Source organism: Streptomyces parvus, assembly GCF_014648875.1.
Taxonomy (GTDB): domain Bacteria; phylum Actinomycetota; class Actinomycetes; order Streptomycetales; family Streptomycetaceae; genus Streptomyces; species Streptomyces parvus.
The window spans coordinates 51,681-68,758 of record NZ_BMRY01000001.1; the positions used below are offsets into that span (position 1 = coordinate 51,681).

A 17,078-nucleotide genomic window follows, 5' to 3' on the forward strand; every position below is an offset into this window, starting at 1 on the left:
GCGGGCCCCGGATCCGTACAGTACGAGCTACCGCCCGGCGCGCGCCCGTTCCTTCGCCAGCCACGGGCCGAACTCGCTCTCCAGCACCAGCCGCCCCAGCTTGCGGTACTCCTGGAGCACCGCCGTGACGAGCTGGTCCATGGTCAGCGGGGCCCCCGACTCCGCCGCGAGGTAGGCGGCGGTCACCGCGCAGGCCCGGATCGAGCCGCCCGCCAGCTCGAAACGGTCCGCGCAGAACTCCAGGTCGAGCGTGGCGTCGCGCGGGATCGCCGGGCCCAGGCAGCGGTCCCACAGGGCGAGGCGCTGGCGGGCGTCGGGCATCGGGAACTCCGCGATCACATCGAGTCGGCGGGTGAACGCCTCGTCGAGGTTGGCCCGGAGGTTGGTGGTGAGCACGGCGATGCCGTCGAAGGACTCCATGCGCTGGAGGAGGTAGGCGGACTCCATGTTGGCGTGCTTGTCGCGGGAGTCGTTCACCTGGGAGCGCTTGCCGAAGATCGCGTCGGCCTCGTCGAACAGCAGGATGCCGTTGACGTCGGACGCCTCGACGAAGATGCGCTCCAGGTTCTTCTCGGTCTCCCCGATGTACTTGTCGACCACCGTGGACAGGTCCACGACGTACAGCTCCATGCCCAGTTCGGCGGCGACCACCTCGGCGGACATCGTCTTTCCCGTGCCGGACTCCCCGGCGAACAGGGCGATGACGCCTCTCCCCCGGCCGCCGCCCGGCCGCATCCGCCACTGCCCGAGGACCGTCTCGCGGTGGCGGGCGCGCAGGGCGAGTTCCGTGAGCTGGGTGCGGGTGGCCGGGGGCAGCACCAGGTCGTCCCAGCCGACGCCGGGCTCGACGCGGCGGGCGAGCCGTTCCAGGCCCGCGCCGTTCTGGGCGCGGACCGCCGCCCGCAGGTCCTCCGGGCTGACCGGGCGGGGCTCCAGGACGGCCAGCCGGGAGGCGACGGTCGCGGCCCGGCGCAGCTGTCCGGAGTCGAGCCGGTAGGCGGCGGCCGCCTCGACGAGCGCGTCGCCGGCGGTGGCGTGCGCGGCGGACAGCCCGACCGAGCGGCCCGCTTCGGCGAGCGCCCGCCGCCACTGGCGCGCCATGCCGTCGGGGCCGGGCGGCGGGACGGTGACGGGCACCGGGCTCTCCGCGGTCCACAGCGGGTCCCAGTTCTTCTTCCCGTACGCGATCAGGGGCGTGGAGCCGAGCGCCGCACACAGGGACCCGAGCAGCCGGGCCCCCTCGGGGCGTTCGGGGGCGAGCGTTTCGAGCGGGCCGAGGACGACACCGGACCGGACGAGGCGGGATTCCGTCGCCAACGCCCGTACGAGAGCGGCTGGTTCGGAAGCAGTCGCGAGCGCGGCGATGTCGACGACGAGCGGGCGCCGGGCTGCCGTGTGCAGAGCCGCGATCGCGAGGGCGCCCGGGTCGCCGCCCCGGTCGAGCAGGTGCACCAGGCCGCTGCCCGCGCCGAGGACAGCCGCGACCCGGGGGACCTCGGGCCGCTCGTCCGGCTCCGGGGTGCGGGGGCCCTCCCGGACGATCCCGCGCAGTCGGCCGTCGATCCCGTCGTCGCCGAGGAGATATGCGGCGACCCGGTCGGGTACGCACAACAGCCGCGAGAGCAGCGGGCGTTCGGGCTCGGCGATCTCCAGCAGGCCGCCCGCGACGAGCGGGGCGGCGGGCGCGAGGCGGAAGCGGCCCGCGCCGGCGGCGGGCAGCCCGCACAGCTCCAGGGCCAGGCCGATGGTGGGGCGGCGGCGGGTGAGGTCGTCGTTGAGGTAGCCGTACAGCCGCTCGAACCGGGGGTCGATGTCCGGGGCGAGAGCGACCAGCAGGAGGTCGATGTCCGGCGGGGCGAGGCCGAAGCGTTCGGCCAACTCACGGAGTCGGCCGCCGCTTTCCGCGTCGGAGGACGCCCCGCCCCCGTACTCCGGTACGGGCGTGAACGCGTCGCGGGTCTCCAGGATGCGGGCCGCCGCCTCGGGGGTGAGGTACTGCCCCCGGTAGGGGTCGTCGGGGTCCGGGTCGACCGCTCGGCGGGCGACGACGGCTTCCCGGACCCGCTGTTCGAGGTGGCCGAGCCGCTCCCACAGCACCTCGATGTCGGTCAACTCAGCAGTCTGCTGCACCTGTTGTACGGGTGGTGTCATCGTGCGGCGTTCCCCCGCCTGCGTCGGCCGGGCGGCAGTCGCCGTTCCCGGGGTGCGGCGAAGCCCTGTTCGCCGGGGTCGGTCGCTCCTTCGTAGCGCAGGCGGCGGCCAGGGTCGCCGAGGTCGCCGTCCACGTACGGCGCGGTCTTCATGACGAGGCCTTCGGTGACCGGCGGTCCGGCGGCGGTGCGTTCACCGGCCAGCGGGGCGAGGACCCGGAGGTCGATGGCGGCCTTGAGCTCGCCGCCGAGCGCGGACCAGACGTCGGAGGCGGACGGGCCGCCGGCTCCGGGGCCCGCCGCTTCCAGCTCGACGGTCAGGCCGAGTTCGGCGAGGCTGCCGGTGTGGAGCCGGGCGGGCAGCGTGTCCGTGCGGACGAGGGTGCGCAACACCTCTGAGAGCAGGCGGTGTTCGTCCTGCGGGCGGTTGGTCCAGGCGGTGACCAGATAGGTCAGCTCGAACCAGCGCGGCGGGGTCCGCCACCCGGTGATGACGCCCTCCTCGTCATGTGTCTCGGCCGTTCCGGTCCGCCGTCGGGCCGCGTCCTCGCGGATGCCGTGCAGGAAGACGCTGATGGTCGGGGCGTTGCGGCGGGCCGACCAGTCCTTCGTCGGGGCGTCGAAGACCAGGTCGACGCCGCTGTCCTCCAGTCCGGCCTCGGCGAGCAACAGCCGTAGCCCTTCGTCGACTTCGTGGATCATCGGCGGATCACCGTATCGGGCGGGGTGATGGTGCCGAGCACCACGAGGAAGTCCGTCTTCACCGGGCTGAACCCGGGGCCCTGCGCGGTGATGTCGCGCGGCCCGATCTCGTCCTTGGCCAGGATGAGGAGCTGGGCGATGAACGTGCCGTCGCCCAGCGGCCGGGTCGGGGCCGCGGCGGCGGTGATGCCGGGCTTCCAGCTGAGGGTGACGGGCGCGCCGGGCGGGAAGTCCTTGCCGCGCACGGAGGTGACGAAGCCGGGTTTGCCGACCTTGGGCACCGCGATGATCCGGGGCTGCAGGATGCGCAGCGGGATCCGGGAGACGTTGTCGCGGAGGTTCGCGTCGGTGCCGGTGGTGGTGAGCGACGCGGTGATCGTCGTACGGAGCGCCTTGTCGGGCGAGAGGACGACGCTGATGACCGTGGAGGCGCGGGGCGCGAGGTCGGGGAGCGTGCAGGCGCCCGCGGCGCAGCCGGCCGGGAGCGGGCCGGCGGGGATGCCGCGGGGCAGTCCGAGGTCCAGCCGGAGGCCGGTAGCCAGGGCGTTCCTGCCGTTGCGCACGGTGTACGTCACGACCACCTTGCCGCCGACGTAGCCGGGGCTGGGCTGGGCCCGCACGGTGACGGCGGGCCCGGCCTCGGGCGCGGGCGGCGGGGGTGCGTGGGCCGGCGGCGGGGGCGGTGTGGTCGTGGGCGGCGGAGTGGGTGCGGGGGTCGTCGGCGTGGGGGTCGGGGACGGCGGTGGCGTGGTCGGCGGGGGTGTCGTCGGGGGCGGGGTGGGCGGTGGGGCGTCCTCGACCGGGACGATCGTGCCGGTGGCGTTGTCCGTCGGGTTGGGGTCGATGACGGCCCCGGTGACGGACCAGTTGACGCGCTGGATGCCGGTGGTGACGCCGGTCAGCCGGGCGGTGATCTCCACGTCGGTGCCGGGCGGGACGATGCCCAGGTCGCACTGGGGGGTGCCGGGTGCGCAGGTCGCGGTGTCGGTGGTGAGCTCCTCCAGCCGTACGCCGGGCGGGGCGTCGACGGTGAGGGTGGTGCCGGGCGACGGGGCGGGGCCCCGGTTGGTGACGGTGATCGTCACCTCGGTTTCGGAACCGACCTCCACTGCGGGCCGGTCGGGTGGCGCGGTGAGCGACAGGTCGACGGACTGCTGGAGGGCGGGCTCCTTCTGCCGTCCGGCGTGCGTGTTGTCGACGGGGGTCAGCTCGCCGGAGGCGATGTCGAGGACGGAGAGCTGCTCCATGGAGTTCGGGGCGATTTCCCGGCGCGCGGTGAACACGAGCTTGTCGCCGCCGGGGGTCCAGGCCACGTCGCGGGGCTGGTGGGGGCCGGTCGCGGTGGTGTCGGGGACCGGCAGGTCGCAGCCGTCGGGGTTGTCCTTCTGGATGGAGGGCAGCACGACGCGGCAGCCACCGCCGCGCAGGGGCTTGACGATCACGCCGGCCTGCTGGTTGACCCTGCCGCCGCCGTCCTTGCGGTTGAACGCCACCTTCAGGCCGTCCGGGGAGAACGCGGGACTGTCGTCGATGACGTCGCAGTCACCGGGACAGATGGTGGCGCTCAGGTCCCGCTGGTTGCCGAGGTCGGCGACCGGCACGACCCAGATGTGCTTGTTGCCGCCGTTGCCGTTGATGACGTGGTTGCGGGTGAAGGCGAGGTTGACGCCGTCGGAGGACCAGGTGGGCTGGGCGTCGCCGCCGGTCTGCTGACCCTCGGGCGGCCGGATCTCGTCGAGGATCTCACCGCTCGCGACATCGGCGACGAGGATGCGGCTCGGGCCCGCCGCGTCGCCGGTGCCACCGGGCGAGGTGCGGGTGAAGGCGAGCTTGGTGCCGTCGGGCGAGAAGGCGGGGTCGGTGTCCCAGTCGTTCGGGCCGCGCCCGGCGAGCGGCAGCGCCGCCGCGTTGCCGCCGTCGGCGTCGGCCATCCAGATCCGCTCGATCCGCCCGGCGTCGGTGTCCTCGAAGCGGGTGACGACGATGCGGCGGCCGTCGGGCGTGTAGCTCTGCCGCTCGGTCCAGGGGTCGAAGCCCGCGGCCGGGCTGAACAGCGGGTCCACGGCGGGGTTCTCGTTGGTGCGGGCCGCCGGGTCCTCCTTCAGGATGGTGAGGCCCAGGTCGCGAGGGTCGGAGCCGTCCTGACGCACGTCCTGGAGCGTCACGATCTGTGCGGCGGCCAGCAGTTCGCCGGGCTTCTTGACGGTCTCGGGGTCCGGGGTGATCCGGGGGACGACGACGGTCCCGGCCGGGGGGAACCAGGTGGGCGGCCCCACCTCGCGGTTCTCGTTGACCAGTTGGTCCGGCGGGTCGGGGTCGAAGGCGGTCACCCGGTAGACGTGGTCGAAGTCGTCGCAGCCGCAGGTGTGGTACGGGCTGAGGAAGACGACGTCCTTCCCGTCGGGCAGCCAGGAGGCCGACCGGGTGCCCCACTCGGCGTGCCCGCCGGCCAACAGGGGGCGGTCGGTGCCGAGGCCCTCGGTGGCCCGCAGTTCTGTGCCGTCGTCGACGTCCGGGTCCGGATCGGTGGTGAGGGTGTACGCGACGGTGTTCCGGTCGGCGGGGTCGGTGCCCGGGTTCCAGGACGGCTCGGTGGCGTCGCCGGCCCCCGCGTCGCTGATCCGGGTCTGCGGGCCGCCCGCGACGTCCCGTACGTAGATCTGCCATCCGAGGACGGTGTCGCCGTCGCAGGCGTACGCGATCCTCGTGCCGTCCGGGGACCAGGTCGGGGACTCCTCGTTGTCGGCGGTGTCGGTGAGCCGCCGCAGATTCGAGCCGTCGACGCCGACCGACCACAGATCGCGCTGGACCGTGCCGCCGGGTCCTGGCTCCGCCGAGTCGAAGACGACGGTCCGTCCGTCCGGGGAGAGTTCGGGCCGGGCCGCGTCCCGGCCGTCGGTGAGCCGGCGCACCGACCCGTCCGCGCCCCGTACGTACACCTGGGGCTTGGCGCTGTCGCGCAGGCTGGTGAAGACCAGGACGTCACCGCGGGCGGAGGGGTCCTGGTCGTAGTGGGCGGGCCCGTCGCCGAACAGCGGGTCGGTGGTGTCCTGGTCGTTGGCCCGCCCCAGGCTGCGGTGTTCGGTACCGGCGAAGGCGATGCGCCCCGCCGGGGCCGGTCCGGCGTCCGCCGGGGCGGCGACGGCCTGGCCCGCCCCGTCGGGTGCGGCGGCCGAGCCGACCAGCAGCAGCGGCGCCAACAGCACCACCGCGCCGGTCAGTCGGCCCAGCCGGGAATGCTTCGCCGGGCCAGCAGTGCCGGTCACGGCCCACCTCACAGTCTGTCGATCGACTCTCCACCGGCCAGCCTCGCGCCCGCGTGGGGTGGGGAACAGGCCGCGAGTACCCGGAACGGGGGAAGGGACCGCTGCCCTTTGCGGCAGTGGGCCAACCGCGCTCGGGGCACTGCTGTCGGCGGGATCCAGGGGCGGAGCGGAGGCGTCGACCGGTCCGCACAGCGGCGCCGCCGGCCGACGGGGGTTCGTCAGACCGGCGGCGTCGTCGCTGCGCGGAGGTGCGGCGGTGTCAGAGGTCGCCCTGGAGGTAGGAGCGGGCCGCTGCCATCACGTCCTTGAACTGCCCGTCGGCGATGGCCTGCAGAGGTGACTCGTCCTCCAGCTGCGGGTTCATCCCGATCATCCAGGCGCGTGCCGTGTGTGGGTTCTCGCCGTTCTCGATGAGCTTGAAGATCTGGTAGGCGGTACGCAGGCGCACCTCGGCTTCGTAGCGCGGGGCGTTGATCCCCCTGCACCACTTGCCGACCTGCTTGGCGTCCTCGATGCCGGCGACGTGCGCGGTGACGCGCTGGCTGAAGTTGTCCTGCAGGAAGCGCGCGATGTCCGCGATGGTCCGTTCCGTCGTGTCCCGGTGTGCGCAGGTCTCGGCGGAGGTCTCTCGCATGGTCTGCATGGTCTCCTCGTTTCCTCTCGCTGGCCGTGGGGCGTCAGCCGAGGATGTGTGCGCCGGAAGCGCGGTGACGGGAAAGGGCCGCGTGGCGCTGCCGTTCGTCAGGCGTGGGCGTCGGGCGCCGCGATATGCGCGGGGATCCCGTGGCCGCTTCGGGCGCATCTTCGGTCCGGAGGAGGTGACCGGGGTGTTGGGACATACGGGTCGCTCTGTCTCTGCGTTCGGACGCAGCGTTCGGCAGGCGTAAGTGGCCGGCAGTCTGGGTCAACACGGCTTCCCCCCTCTGGTATTGAGGAGAGGATACCCGTTTCCCCGTCAGTTACTCCACGGTTTTCCCACCTCGAAAGCGCACTAAATCCCTCCTCGTGTTGCCGCGAACGTCTCTGATCTGCACGTTCCCCAAAGGGCTGCCCGGTGTTGGAGCACAGGTGCGAACACCCGCCCCGCGCAGAGGCACCGGATCGGGGGACATCTCGCACCGCCAGTCGGCCCCAACGGGCGCGGTTCACCAGACGGTGATGCCGTATTCGCGGGCGACCTCCTTCAGTTCGACGGATTCGGCGAAGATCGGGCGGCGTTCGGCCTCGACGTACTCGGTGCCGCTGAGAACGGCCCAGCAACGGCGTCCGCCGTACCCCGACCGGTAGGCGATGCCCTGGGCCAGTCGGTGCCCCTCTGCGTTGCGCTGGGCCACGGTCCAGGCGGCGATCTGCCGTGCGACCCGGCGGTCCCTTCCGTGGATGTGCTCTTCACCCAACGGGCCCTCGATGCCCCACGCGTCGAACTCCTGCCGGAGTTCCCGGGCGAGCACGGCGCGGGTGGCGTCCGCGTCGACGTCCAGGAACCTGGCGTCGGATGCCAGCTTCAGCCGGACGAGGATGTGCGTGTCGCGCCAGCTGGAGGCGAGATGACCGAGTTTCATCCGGCCCTGCGCCACGGGTTCGTCGGCGAGAAGTTCGCGCATCTTCGGCTGGACCCGGAAATGCGCCAGCGCCTCGGCGTAGCAGCCGGCCGGTTCGGAGGCGCAGTAGAGCATGCCGTAGCTGAAAAGGCTGAAGCGGCCTGCCGAGGACCCCTCGATGGTCTCGGGTTCGATCCGGTTGAACCTCAGCGGTTCGCTCGTTTTGCCCAGTCGCCAGACGCCCCGGTCCGGGGGCCGCACCAGCTCGACCGGAGGAACGGTGGCGGTCATCCCCGCTGCCCCCAGTCCGTGCCGTCGGGGCCCTGCCGTCCGGCGCGCACGCACCGGGAGCGGGGCCGGAAGACGGCCGACGAAATGGCAACGGGGTCTAAGACAGCTGTCATGAATCCTCGATAGAGCAGTGTGGCCGAAGCATCGCGATCGTGTCGCAGCGTCGCGGTCGTGGGTGAAGCGCGCGGCCGTGCCCGGACAGGCCCGTTCGGTCCGGACCGCGGCTGATCATTGTCGCGTACGCACCCCTTTCTTGTCGGCCCGTCGGGCTCACCCGCCGGGCGCATCGGCGGAGCACGTCGGCGCGCGGACGGCGCACATGGGGGTCACAGGCGGTCGTGATGGATACGGAAGATCATGGTTCCCGCCTCTCCGGTCGCGAGGAGGACGGTGGACAGCTCCCCTTCCGGCTGCGGGGCCACACGGAGGGCGGTGACGGGGTGACCCGTGACGATCTGCAGAAGCATCCGGTCGGCGGCCGCGTCCCACAGGTGGATGCCGGTGGCCCCGGCGGCGGCGAGGACCAGCCGCCTGCGGTGGACCCGGAATGCGGTCACAGCCTGCAGCTCGCCGTCTCCGGGGGCGAATTCGGCGAGGGGCCCGCTCGCCGCGTCGGGGTCCCAGAGCCTGAGCGTGCCGTTCTGTCCCGCGGTGACCATGCGGAGCCCGGTCTCGCCCCGCAGGCGGGCGAAGGCCACGTCGTTGACGATGTTCTGGCCGCATCGGATCGTCGGCCCGTGCTGGGCGAGGGCGCCGACGTCCCAGACCCGGACTTTTCCGTCACTGCCTCCGGACGCCAGGAGCACGCCGTCGTCGGTACGGGTGGAGGCCAGCGCGCGGACGCTGAACCGGTGGTCGTCGAAGACGGCCAGGCTGCGGAGCCGGTCGAGGTCCCACAGCCGCACGGTTCCGTCGGCGCTCCCACTGGCCAGCAGGGAGGAGTCTCCGGCGCCGGGCAGCGCGAGGAGGGCGAGCGCCGGTGAGAAGTGCCCGCGCAGCCGCGGCGGCGGCTCGGGATCATCGCCGGGTTCGAGGGCGCGCAGCGCGATGCTGTTGTCGCTGAGGGCCGCTGCCAGCACCGGGCGGTGGTGGAGTCGGGCCCAGGCCAGGGCGGTGACGGTCTCGTCCTCGATGAGAGGGCGTTCCGTGCCGGTGCCGATGTCCCGGACGAGCGTGGTGGTCCCCTCGGTCACCGCGAGCAGATGCACGGGACCGGGCGACAGCGCGCTGGCGGTGACACGGTTCCACCGGGCGCGCCCGTGCCGGAACGTGCTGCCGTCCAGCGGCCAGTTCCGGACCGTGCGATCGGATCCCGCTGTGATGAGGCGCGTCACGGGGCCGTCGGACAGGGCGGTGAGGGCGGTGACCGCTTCGGCGTGCGCCGGCAGGGACTCGCCGACGGGCTCCAGACTGTCGGGACGCCAGAGGCGGACGGTGCCGTCGGCGCCGCCCGCCGCGAGGGTCTCCCGGCCCTCGACGGTGACGACGGCCAGGGCGGTGACCGCGCCACTCGCCACCGCCTCGACGGAGTGCGTACGGATGTCGGCGTCGGCGTCGACGCTGTGCACGGAGAGGCGGCCGTGGGCGTCGCCCACGGCGTACGCCCCGGGCTCCGACAGCGCGACCAGGGTGCGCACGGGGGCGGAGTGGCGTGAGCAGACCCGGGTGGTGCGCCCGTCGGAGGCGGAGACGGTGTCGTGCTGGGCAACGAGCAGCAGCCCGGCGCCGTCCGGCCCCGTCGTCCCGCTGAGGTGGGCCGCCCCGGGGACGAGCGCGGGCAGCGGGATGTCGACCCGGTGCAGGGTCGCCGTGTTGAACGCGGCGAGGTGACCGTCGCTCCAGGCAGCGAGGAGCACCGCGGTCCGGCCCGGCGGCCGGTGGAGGGTGAGCGCGGTGACCCAGGCGGCGGTGCGCCGCAGCACCTCCCCCGTCCGGCGGCCGCGGGGGGCGTTGAGTATCGCCACGGCGCCGTCGGTGCTCCCGGTGGCGACGATTCCCTCGTGCAGGGGCAGCAGGTGGGTGACGGCTCCTTCGTGCAGGGTGACCGGCGGTGCGGCGGCGGAGCCGTCACGCCTCAGGACGCGCACCACACCGTGGTCGTCCCCGGTGACCAGCAGGGCCTGGGCCGGGGAGCGCCGCCGGGGGACGACCGAAGCCAGCGAGACGACATCGGCGTCGTTGAGGGCCCATACGTTGTCCGGGTTGGCGCAGTCGCTCCACAGGGGTGTGACGGGCGAGCGGTCGAACGGCGCGTCCGGGGAGCCGGCCCGGGGGCCCGGCCTGAGCCGTGACGTCGCGGCGTGGTGCGCCAGGTGCAGGCTGGTCAGCCGGGACAGGGGGCTCAGTTCGCGGGAGTAGGGCTCCAGTGTGGCCCAGACCTGGAGCCACTGCTGGTGGGCCGGGGGGCTCGACTCTCCCGCCAGCAGGCGGCCGAGCCCGGAGCTCGATTCCCAGGGCAGCAGGGCGGGCGGAACATGGACGTCGTCCAGGACGCGCCCCTGGGCGGCATGCCGGGCCAGGTGCCGTCGCAGGTAGGGGTGGGGCGGGATGCTGGGGTCGTCGGGGACCAGTTCGGCGAGAGCGGCGGCCAGTTGGCGGTGGATCTCCGTGTGCCGGTCGTCCCCGGCCGGCCCGGTCACGCGGCCCCGCCCCGGTCGAACCAGTCCATGTCGAGGTCGCGCAGGGCCTCGGCCAGCGTCTCGTGGGCCGGGCGGTAGACCCGCCGGTGGTCCTCGTGGTCGTGGGCCAGATAGCCGTTGAGTCGGCTCTTGAGGAGTTTGGCGATCATCTCGTCCCAGTCGGGCAGGGGCCGGCCGAGCAGCACCCGGGCCATTTGCGGCCAGATGGTGGACCAGGGGATACCGGCCCCTTCGGCGAAGGCGGACGCGCGCAGGAGCGCCAGCGCCACCTCGGAGGGCAGTCCGTCCCCTTCGACCAGCGCGAGGTCGCGCTTGAGCAGCCCCTCCGTACCGTTGCTGAGCATCCGCTGCCACTCCGGACGCTGCGCGACGGCGGCAGGGTCGTCGGTGGAGCGGAGCTGTTCACCGGCGATGCGGGCGTCGATGAAGGAGGGCCAGACGACGGGTGCGACCAGCGCGGCCGCCTCTTCGGCCGACGCGCGGTGCGCGCCGCCCTCGCAGATGAGCGCGTGCAGATAGGCGGCGATGTCCTGTTCGCTGTGCTCGTCGTCGGTGCGCTGCTCCTCGGCTGTCGGGAAGACGGCCTTGAGCGCCTCGTTGTGGCCCTGTTCCTCCTCGGACAGGTCCACGGAGGATTCGCTGAGCGGCCGGCTGGAGCGCACTCCGATCAGGAGCCGCAGACCGGCCGGGGCGGCGAACGGTTCGCCGTCGGCCCGTGGGACGGGGACCTGGTCCAGCAGCGGTGCGCAGAACTCGTTGAGCGGCGCCAGCACGTCCTCGATGACGCGTTCCCGCTCGTCCGCCTCGTCGAGGCCGTCGATGACGAGGGTGACCGCGTCGTCGCGGTCCCGGAGAACGGCGAGGATCTGCCGGGTCCGTTCGACGACCGGGTCCTCGGTCGACCGGATCCGTCCCGGCGTCGCCCCCAGGGCTTCGAGGATGTCGCAGGCAAGATCCGCCGCGCCCCGGTGACGGGCCAGAACCGCGCCGGTGACGGACCCGGTGGCGGGGACGGTGTCGGGCGCGGACAGGTCGAGTGCCGCCTTGCACAGGGGGTCTTCGCGGAACGCGGGGTCGCTCAGGACGACGGCTCGGGCGAGCACGGCGGACTTCCCGCTGCCGGCGCTGCCGGTGACGAGGAGGACCCCGCGGGTGCGGGCGGGGCCGAGGAAGGCCGCGATGCTGCGGTTGATGTCCTCGCGGCCGCGGAAGTACCAGCCGGGGTCCTGGTCCTGGGTGCGGCCTGTGGCCCGGTCGAGCCAGTAGTCGGCGGCCGGGACCGCGCGGGCCCCGTCCGCGCCGCCCAGCTCGCGCACCCGGCGGTACCCGGGGTTGGGGATGCAGGGGGTGGGGCTCAGGACACCGCCGCCGTCGGCCACCCAGCGCAGCCGGTGCTTCCTGCGCTCCTCGGGATCCAGGCTGCGTTCGAACTCCGACATCAGCTCGACGACGCTGAGATGGGGGGTGGTGATGCCCGCGGTGGTACGCAGTCGCTCGAGCGCCGCGCGCAGCAGCGTCGGGAACCGCCGGACCTGGACCGGCCGGTCGTGCCCGCTGGTGACGAGGACGTCGAGCCGGCAGCGGTTGCGGCGGTCGGCGCTGATGTCCTCCAGCATGTCGTCGATCTCGCCGCTGATCTTCCCGGCGTAGCAGGTGTTGACGATGACCAGGACGTTCTCGGCGTGGCAGTCGAGCGCCGCCGCGATGAGGTCGGTGGTACGGACCCAGGTGCTGAGGTGGCGCCCCTTGACGGAACCCGGCAGCTGCAGGAAGTGGGTACGGGAGGTGGCGATGCCGTGACCGGTGATGAACAGGACCAGGGCCTCGCCCTCCATCTCCCGCACCCGGTGCTCCCGGAGGAAGTCCTCGACGTCCTCGCGCAGGGTGAGGGCCGGGGCGGGGACATGGCGGAAGGCGTCGGAGGAGACCGGTGAGGACCACCACTCGGCGACCACGTCCAGCTGTTCGTCGATGCCGGCGGTGAAGGCCTCGTCGCCGTCACCGTAATCCCGTACGGCCAGCGTGAGCAGCGTCCGTCCCGCCGCATTCTGCTCGGCGGCCCGATTCCGCCCTAACTCCCCCACCGTGTTCCGCATCTCTCTAGTCTTCCAGGCATGACGAAGCCGCCGCAGACGAATCCGGGCCATCGCCCCGGCAGCAGCACCCTTTTCCCCCCGGACGTCACTCCTGCGGTCACGCACGACGCGGTCGTGATCGTCCCCGGCATCATGGGGAGCGAGCTGTTCGACACCCTCTCCGGGAAGGTGCTCTGGGGGCTGGCGCACCCCGGGTGGCTCGCGAAGGCCTGGCTGACCCGGGACGGCCTGGCCCCTCTGCATCTCACCCCGGAGGAACAGGCCGGGGAGTACGGGCGCGTCCGAGCGCGCAGGCTGCTGCGGATCCCTGTGTGGAGCCCGGTCCTGCGGGGGATCGAGCCGTACCACAAGCTGACCCGGGCCATCGAGGAGACGGTCGCCCACCCCGACGCGGTGCTGCCGTTCCCCTACGACTGGCGGCTGCCCGTCGAGGTCAACGCCCGGCTCCTCGCGGCGGAAGCCCGTAAGCATCTGGAGCAGTGGCGCGGGCACCCCGCCCACGACGCGGCCCGCCGTCGGGCGCTCGACGAACGCGAAGGGCGTCTCGTCTTCGTCGCCCACTCCATGGGCGGGCTCGTCACTCATGCGGCGCTCACCCTGGGCTTCGACAACGACCTGGCTGCCGACACCCGGGGCGTCATGACGCTCGGGACGCCGTTCCGGGGGTCCGTGGTCGCGGCGAACATCCTCAACTCCGTACAGGGGGCGCCGCTTCCGCTTCCGCACCGCAGGCTTGCGGCCCTGGCGTCGGCGATGCCGGGCGTCCACGACCTGCTGCCCCGGTTCATCTGCCTGGAGGAGGGCGCCGGGGCGCGCCGGCTCGCCCCGTCCGACGTCGGCGCGCTCGGCGGGGACGAGGAACTCGCCAAGAAATCAGGGGAGTTCTTCGCCCGTCTCGCGAAGCAGGAGCTTCCTCACCACCGGGCCGTCGTCGGGGTTCACCAGGACACGGTGCAGTCCCTGCGGTTGGAGAACGGCGAGGTCCTGGCCTCCGAGTACTGCTTCCGTGCGCACCGGAACGGCGAGCTGAGGCGGGACGAGAACGGGGTGGCGCTCCGGTTCCGGGCCTGGGGGGACGGTACGGTCCACCGGGACTCGGCGGCCCTGAAGGGCGGGGCGGTCCCGATCGCGCTCCAGCACGGTGCGCTGGCCAGTGGCCGGGCGGCACGGGACGCGGTTCTCGACTTCCTTCTGGAGGAGGACGACCTCGGCCCGGACCAGGCGGACGAGGGACTCGGGCTGACCGTTCCGGACTACGTGACGCCCGGGGAGACCTGGTCGCTCCGGATCACCGGGACCGACGATCCGTCCGGGATCGACTGCACGGTGGCCGCGGTCGACGGCCCCGTCCGCCGCCGGGCCCTTCCCTACGCGGAGGACGGGGACGCGCTGACGGCCGACGTGGACCTCCCCGAGGCCGGGCTGTACCGGGTCACGGTGGAGGCCGACCGGCTGCCCTCGCCGCTGACGCAGCTGGTGTTCGCCGGCCCCGGCGGCACGCGGCCGACGGAGGACTGAGCGACCCGGACAGTGCGGCCGTTCCGCCTGCCGGGCCCGGCGCCCGGGGCGACGGGACGGACGCGGGGCCGGGCCCGCCCCGCCTCAGATCAGCCCGTGGCGCATCGCGTATCCCACCGCGTGGGCCCGGTTGCGCAGTTCGAGGCGGGTCGCGACCTCGTGCAGGACGTTCTTGACGGTGCGTTCCGAGTACGAGGTCTTCTGTGCGATCTCCGCGGTGTCGCAGCCCTCCGAGACCAGCCGGATCATCTCCGCCTCCCGCGCGGTGAGGGTGGACAGGGTGAGCCCTCGGGGGTCGAGGACCGTGCGCTGGAGGGAGCTGACGTGGTCGAGGAGCTTGCCGAGCAGATCGCCCGGCAGGACGCCCTCACCGTTGGCCATGGCGCGCACCAGGTGGACGAGCCGGTCCTGGTCGGCCTCGCCGCGCCGGAGGACGGCGGCGACCCCGCACTCGATCATGGTCTGGAGGGCGCCCGACTCGAAGTAGCCGACGACCAGTCCGGTGCGGGTGGAGGTGTTGCGCTGGAGGCGGTGCAGGAGCTGGACCGTGGTCTCGCCCACCGTGTCCACCACGACCAGGGAGACCTGCGCCCGGTCCGCCTCGGCCTCCGGCAGCAGTTCTATCTCGGGGCGCACGCGCAGTTGGTGGATCATGCCGGTCTGCAGGATCAGGTCCTCCGCGTACACCGCGACGGAGACCCTGCCCCCGGGCGCTCCCCCGGCGCCGGTGGTGCGGCGGCCGGCGGCGTCGGGCCTGCGGTACTGCCCGCGTGCCGCCGTGCTGTTCGTCGTTTCCGTGATCGTCATCGTTCGTGCCCGTCTTCCTCAGGTACTTCAGCCCGATATGCCTGCTGTGCTGGTGATCGCCCGCGCCGGCCGGGGCAGGGCGACCGGGCCCGGCGCGGGGGCGCGGGGACACCGTGCCGGTGGGCCCGCGGGGCACCACCGCTGCCCGCTTCTTGCCCTTGCGTCTCTGCTGCCGCGCGGTACCGGCGGCCTACCGTCGCAGAGTGACCACATCTGCCGAACTCGCAAGCCCCACGGTGACGGTGTCGCCGGGCGGTACCGCGACGACCACCCTGACCGTGCGCAACGACGGCGACATCGTCGAGGCCTACACCCTCGAAGTGGTCGGCGACTGTGCCGCCTGGACCACCGTCGAGCCGGCGCGTGTGTCGCTCTACCCGGGCACCTCCGAGACGGTGACCCTCACCTTCGCCCCGCCCCGCTCCCACGAGGTCCGGGCGGGCGAAACCCCCCTGGCCGTACGGGTGCTGCCCGCCGAGCGCCCCGAGTCGGTGGTCGTCCCGGAGTCGACGGTGACCGTGGAGCCCTTCCACGAGCTGCGCGCGGAGCTGGAACCGCGCCGCCGCCGGGGCTGGGTGGGCTCCCGGTTCCGTACCGCCGTGCAGAACAAGGGGAACACTCCGGTGGATGTGGCCCTGGCGGGCCGGCAGGACGGGGAGGATCTGCGTCTCGCCTTCACCCCGGACAGGAAGCGGCTGGAGCCGGGCGAGTCGGCGGAGGTCGCGCTGAAGGTCCGGGCCCGGAAGCTGATCTGGTTCGGCGAGCCCGTCACCTGGCCGTTCGAGGTCCTGGCGACCGAGGGCGCGGAGGTTGTCGAGAGCGCCGAGGAGGGCACCGAGAAGGATGCCGAGCCCAAGGCCGTGGCCACGTCCCCGGTCGACGACGGGCAGCCCGGCGGGTCCGAGCCGCTGCCCGGGGAGTTCGCGCAGATACCCGTGCTGCCCAAGTGGCTGCTGATCGTGCTGGCGGCGCTGCTGGCCCTGCTGCTCGTCTGGTTCGCCCTGGTGCGGCCCGCGGTGCAGAGCACGGCCAAGCAGGCGGGGACGAAGGCCGCGCAGGAGGAGACCGAGCGGGGCAAGGAGCAGGGGTCGACGCCCCCCGGCGGTGCGGAGAACCCGGCAGGCGGCCAGGGCCAGGGAACCGGTCCGGACGGCACGGGCCCCGGCGGGACCGGTTCCGGACCGGGCTCCACCGGCGGGGGCGGCGGCACGGGCGGGAGCGGTGGCGGCGGGGGCGAACAGGCCTCCAGGACCATCGACGTGCAGACCCGGGCGGGGGCCGAGGGGGAAGGCACCTACAAGGTTCCGGCCGGGAAGGTCTTCCGCGTCACGGACGTCGTGGTGGCGAACTTCCAGGGCGACGAGGGCCTCGTGACGATCTCCTTCGGCGAGAACAAGATCACGACGATCGCTCTGGAAACCTTCCGCAACCAGGACTATCACTGGGTCACCCCCATTCAGGTTCCGGAGAACGCCACCGTCACCGCTTCCGTCACCTGTGCCAAGCCCGGCACCCCGGCCACCGGACAACAGGCTTCCGGGTGCCATCAGGTTCTGAATGTCAGCGGTGTACTGAGCGATCTCGCTCGATAGTAAGGACGATAGAAGGACGTTGGGAGCGGGGCGAAACAGAGGCGCCGGGCCTTCTGCCGCGCCTGTTGACGAGACAACAACAGAAACCCGGCCGGAAGGAAACCCGGCGTGCCGGGCGGTGGCGGATTCACCCTCCCCACCGCACCGGAGATCTCCGCCGGTTCGGTCGTCCGCGACGTCGGCAGCACCGGAAGGATATCCGCTGCCGACGGCCGCAGACGCGAACGGGCCTGCTCAGGAGTGGCCCTGACGGTTCTGTGAGGATCGGCCGATGCCCGTTCGGAGCGCTTCCATGCCCGTTTCCCCCGTCCACACCCGACTGATTCCGCCACTCTTCCCGGCGTATTCTGGCCGAATCACATCGCCTCGGAGCGCATCCCCCGGTACCCCCGGACGACCATCGGCCGCCCAGGGTTTACCGGGGAAATGAGATACCAAACACATGGGCTTCCCGGCGCGCCGTCCGGCCTTTCCCC

At 72.9% G+C, this 17,078-nt stretch carries 10 protein-coding genes; 2 read left to right on the forward strand and 8 right to left on the reverse strand.

The genetic code is table 11. The features are described from left to right. Window positions 1–27 precede the first annotated feature (27 nt). The 7 genes from IE140_RS00225 to IE140_RS00255 form a co-directional block, all read right to left on the reverse strand. Window positions 28–2,151, reverse strand: coding sequence for an ATP-binding protein (locus IE140_RS00225; RefSeq protein WP_150196267.1), 2,124 nt, complete (start codon window positions 2,149–2,151; stop codon window positions 28–30). Beyond that, complete coding sequence (locus tag IE140_RS00230; protein WP_150196266.1) at window positions 2,148–2,852, reverse strand: Pvc16 family protein; 705 nt, start codon at window positions 2,850–2,852, stop codon at window positions 2,148–2,150. The genes IE140_RS00225 and IE140_RS00230 overlap by 4 nt, the downstream gene beginning before the upstream one ends. Next, on the reverse strand, window positions 2,849–6,118 hold the full coding sequence (locus IE140_RS00235) for a DUF11 domain-containing protein (protein WP_229826652.1): 3,270 nt from the start codon (window positions 6,116–6,118) through the stop codon (window positions 2,849–2,851). Before IE140_RS00235 ends, IE140_RS00230 begins: the two co-directional genes overlap by 4 nt. A gap of 259 nt (window positions 6,119–6,377) precedes the next feature. Then, complete coding sequence (locus IE140_RS00240) at window positions 6,378–6,761, reverse strand: XRE family transcriptional regulator (protein WP_093444707.1); 384 nt, start codon at window positions 6,759–6,761, stop codon at window positions 6,378–6,380. Window positions 6,762–7,263: 502 nt separating this feature from the next. Then, complete coding sequence (locus IE140_RS00245; protein ID WP_093444708.1) at window positions 7,264–7,950, reverse strand: RES domain-containing protein; 687 nt, start codon at window positions 7,948–7,950, stop codon at window positions 7,264–7,266. 326 nt (window positions 7,951–8,276) lie between these two features. Beyond that, entirely contained in the window at window positions 8,277–10,589 is a 2,313-nt protein-coding gene (locus IE140_RS00250; RefSeq protein ID WP_189459958.1) for a WD40 repeat domain-containing protein, read from the reverse strand. Then, window positions 10,586–12,685 (reverse strand): ATP-binding protein, encoded by a 2,100-nt coding sequence (locus IE140_RS00255; RefSeq protein ID WP_189459961.1) that lies wholly within the window; start codon window positions 12,683–12,685, stop codon window positions 10,586–10,588. The genes IE140_RS00250 and IE140_RS00255 overlap by 4 nt, the downstream gene beginning before the upstream one ends. 18 nt (window positions 12,686–12,703) lie before the next feature. On the opposite strand from IE140_RS00255, the gene IE140_RS00260 reads away from it, so the two are divergent. Beyond that, window positions 12,704–14,203, forward strand: a complete 1,500-nt coding sequence (locus IE140_RS00260) for an esterase/lipase family protein (RefSeq protein ID WP_150198494.1) — start codon at window positions 12,704–12,706, stop codon at window positions 14,201–14,203. 84 nt (window positions 14,204–14,287) lie between these two features. On the opposite strand, the gene IE140_RS00265 is transcribed toward IE140_RS00260, so the two are convergent. After that, window positions 14,288–15,010: a helix-turn-helix transcriptional regulator gene (locus tag IE140_RS00265; RefSeq protein WP_075264133.1), complete on the reverse strand. Its 723-nt coding sequence runs from the start codon at window positions 15,008–15,010 to the stop codon at window positions 14,288–14,290. Between the two features lie 236 nt (window positions 15,011–15,246). Between IE140_RS00265 and IE140_RS00270 the strand changes: the two genes are divergently transcribed. Beyond that, window positions 15,247–16,602 (forward strand): COG1470 family protein, encoded by a 1,356-nt coding sequence (locus tag IE140_RS00270; RefSeq protein WP_189460139.1) that lies wholly within the window; start codon window positions 15,247–15,249, stop codon window positions 16,600–16,602. Window positions 16,603–17,078: the final 476 nt, after the last annotated feature.

Excerpts from the sequence above, each read along its gene's own strand:
- IE140_RS00225 (WP_150196267.1), bottom strand. The coding sequence starts at position 2,151 with ATGACACCACCCGTACAACAGGTGCAGCAGACTGCTGAGTTGACCGAC.
- IE140_RS00230 (WP_150196266.1), bottom strand. The coding sequence starts at position 2,852 with ATGATCCACGAAGTCGACGAAGGGCTACGGCTGTTGCTCGCCGAGGCC.
- IE140_RS00265 (WP_075264133.1), bottom strand. The coding sequence starts at position 15,010 with ATGACGATCACGGAAACGACGAACAGCACGGCGGCACGCGGGCAGTAC.
- IE140_RS00260 (WP_150198494.1), top strand. The coding sequence starts at position 12,704 with ATGACGAAGCCGCCGCAGACGAATCCGGGCCATCGCCCCGGCAGCAGC.
- IE140_RS00240 (WP_093444707.1), bottom strand. The coding sequence starts at position 6,761 with ATGCAGACCATGCGAGAGACCTCCGCCGAGACCTGCGCACACCGGGAC.
- IE140_RS00245 (WP_093444708.1), bottom strand. The coding sequence starts at position 7,950 with ATGACCGCCACCGTTCCTCCGGTCGAGCTGGTGCGGCCCCCGGACCGG.
- IE140_RS00255 (WP_189459961.1), bottom strand. The coding sequence starts at position 12,685 with ATGCGGAACACGGTGGGGGAGTTAGGGCGGAATCGGGCCGCCGAGCAG.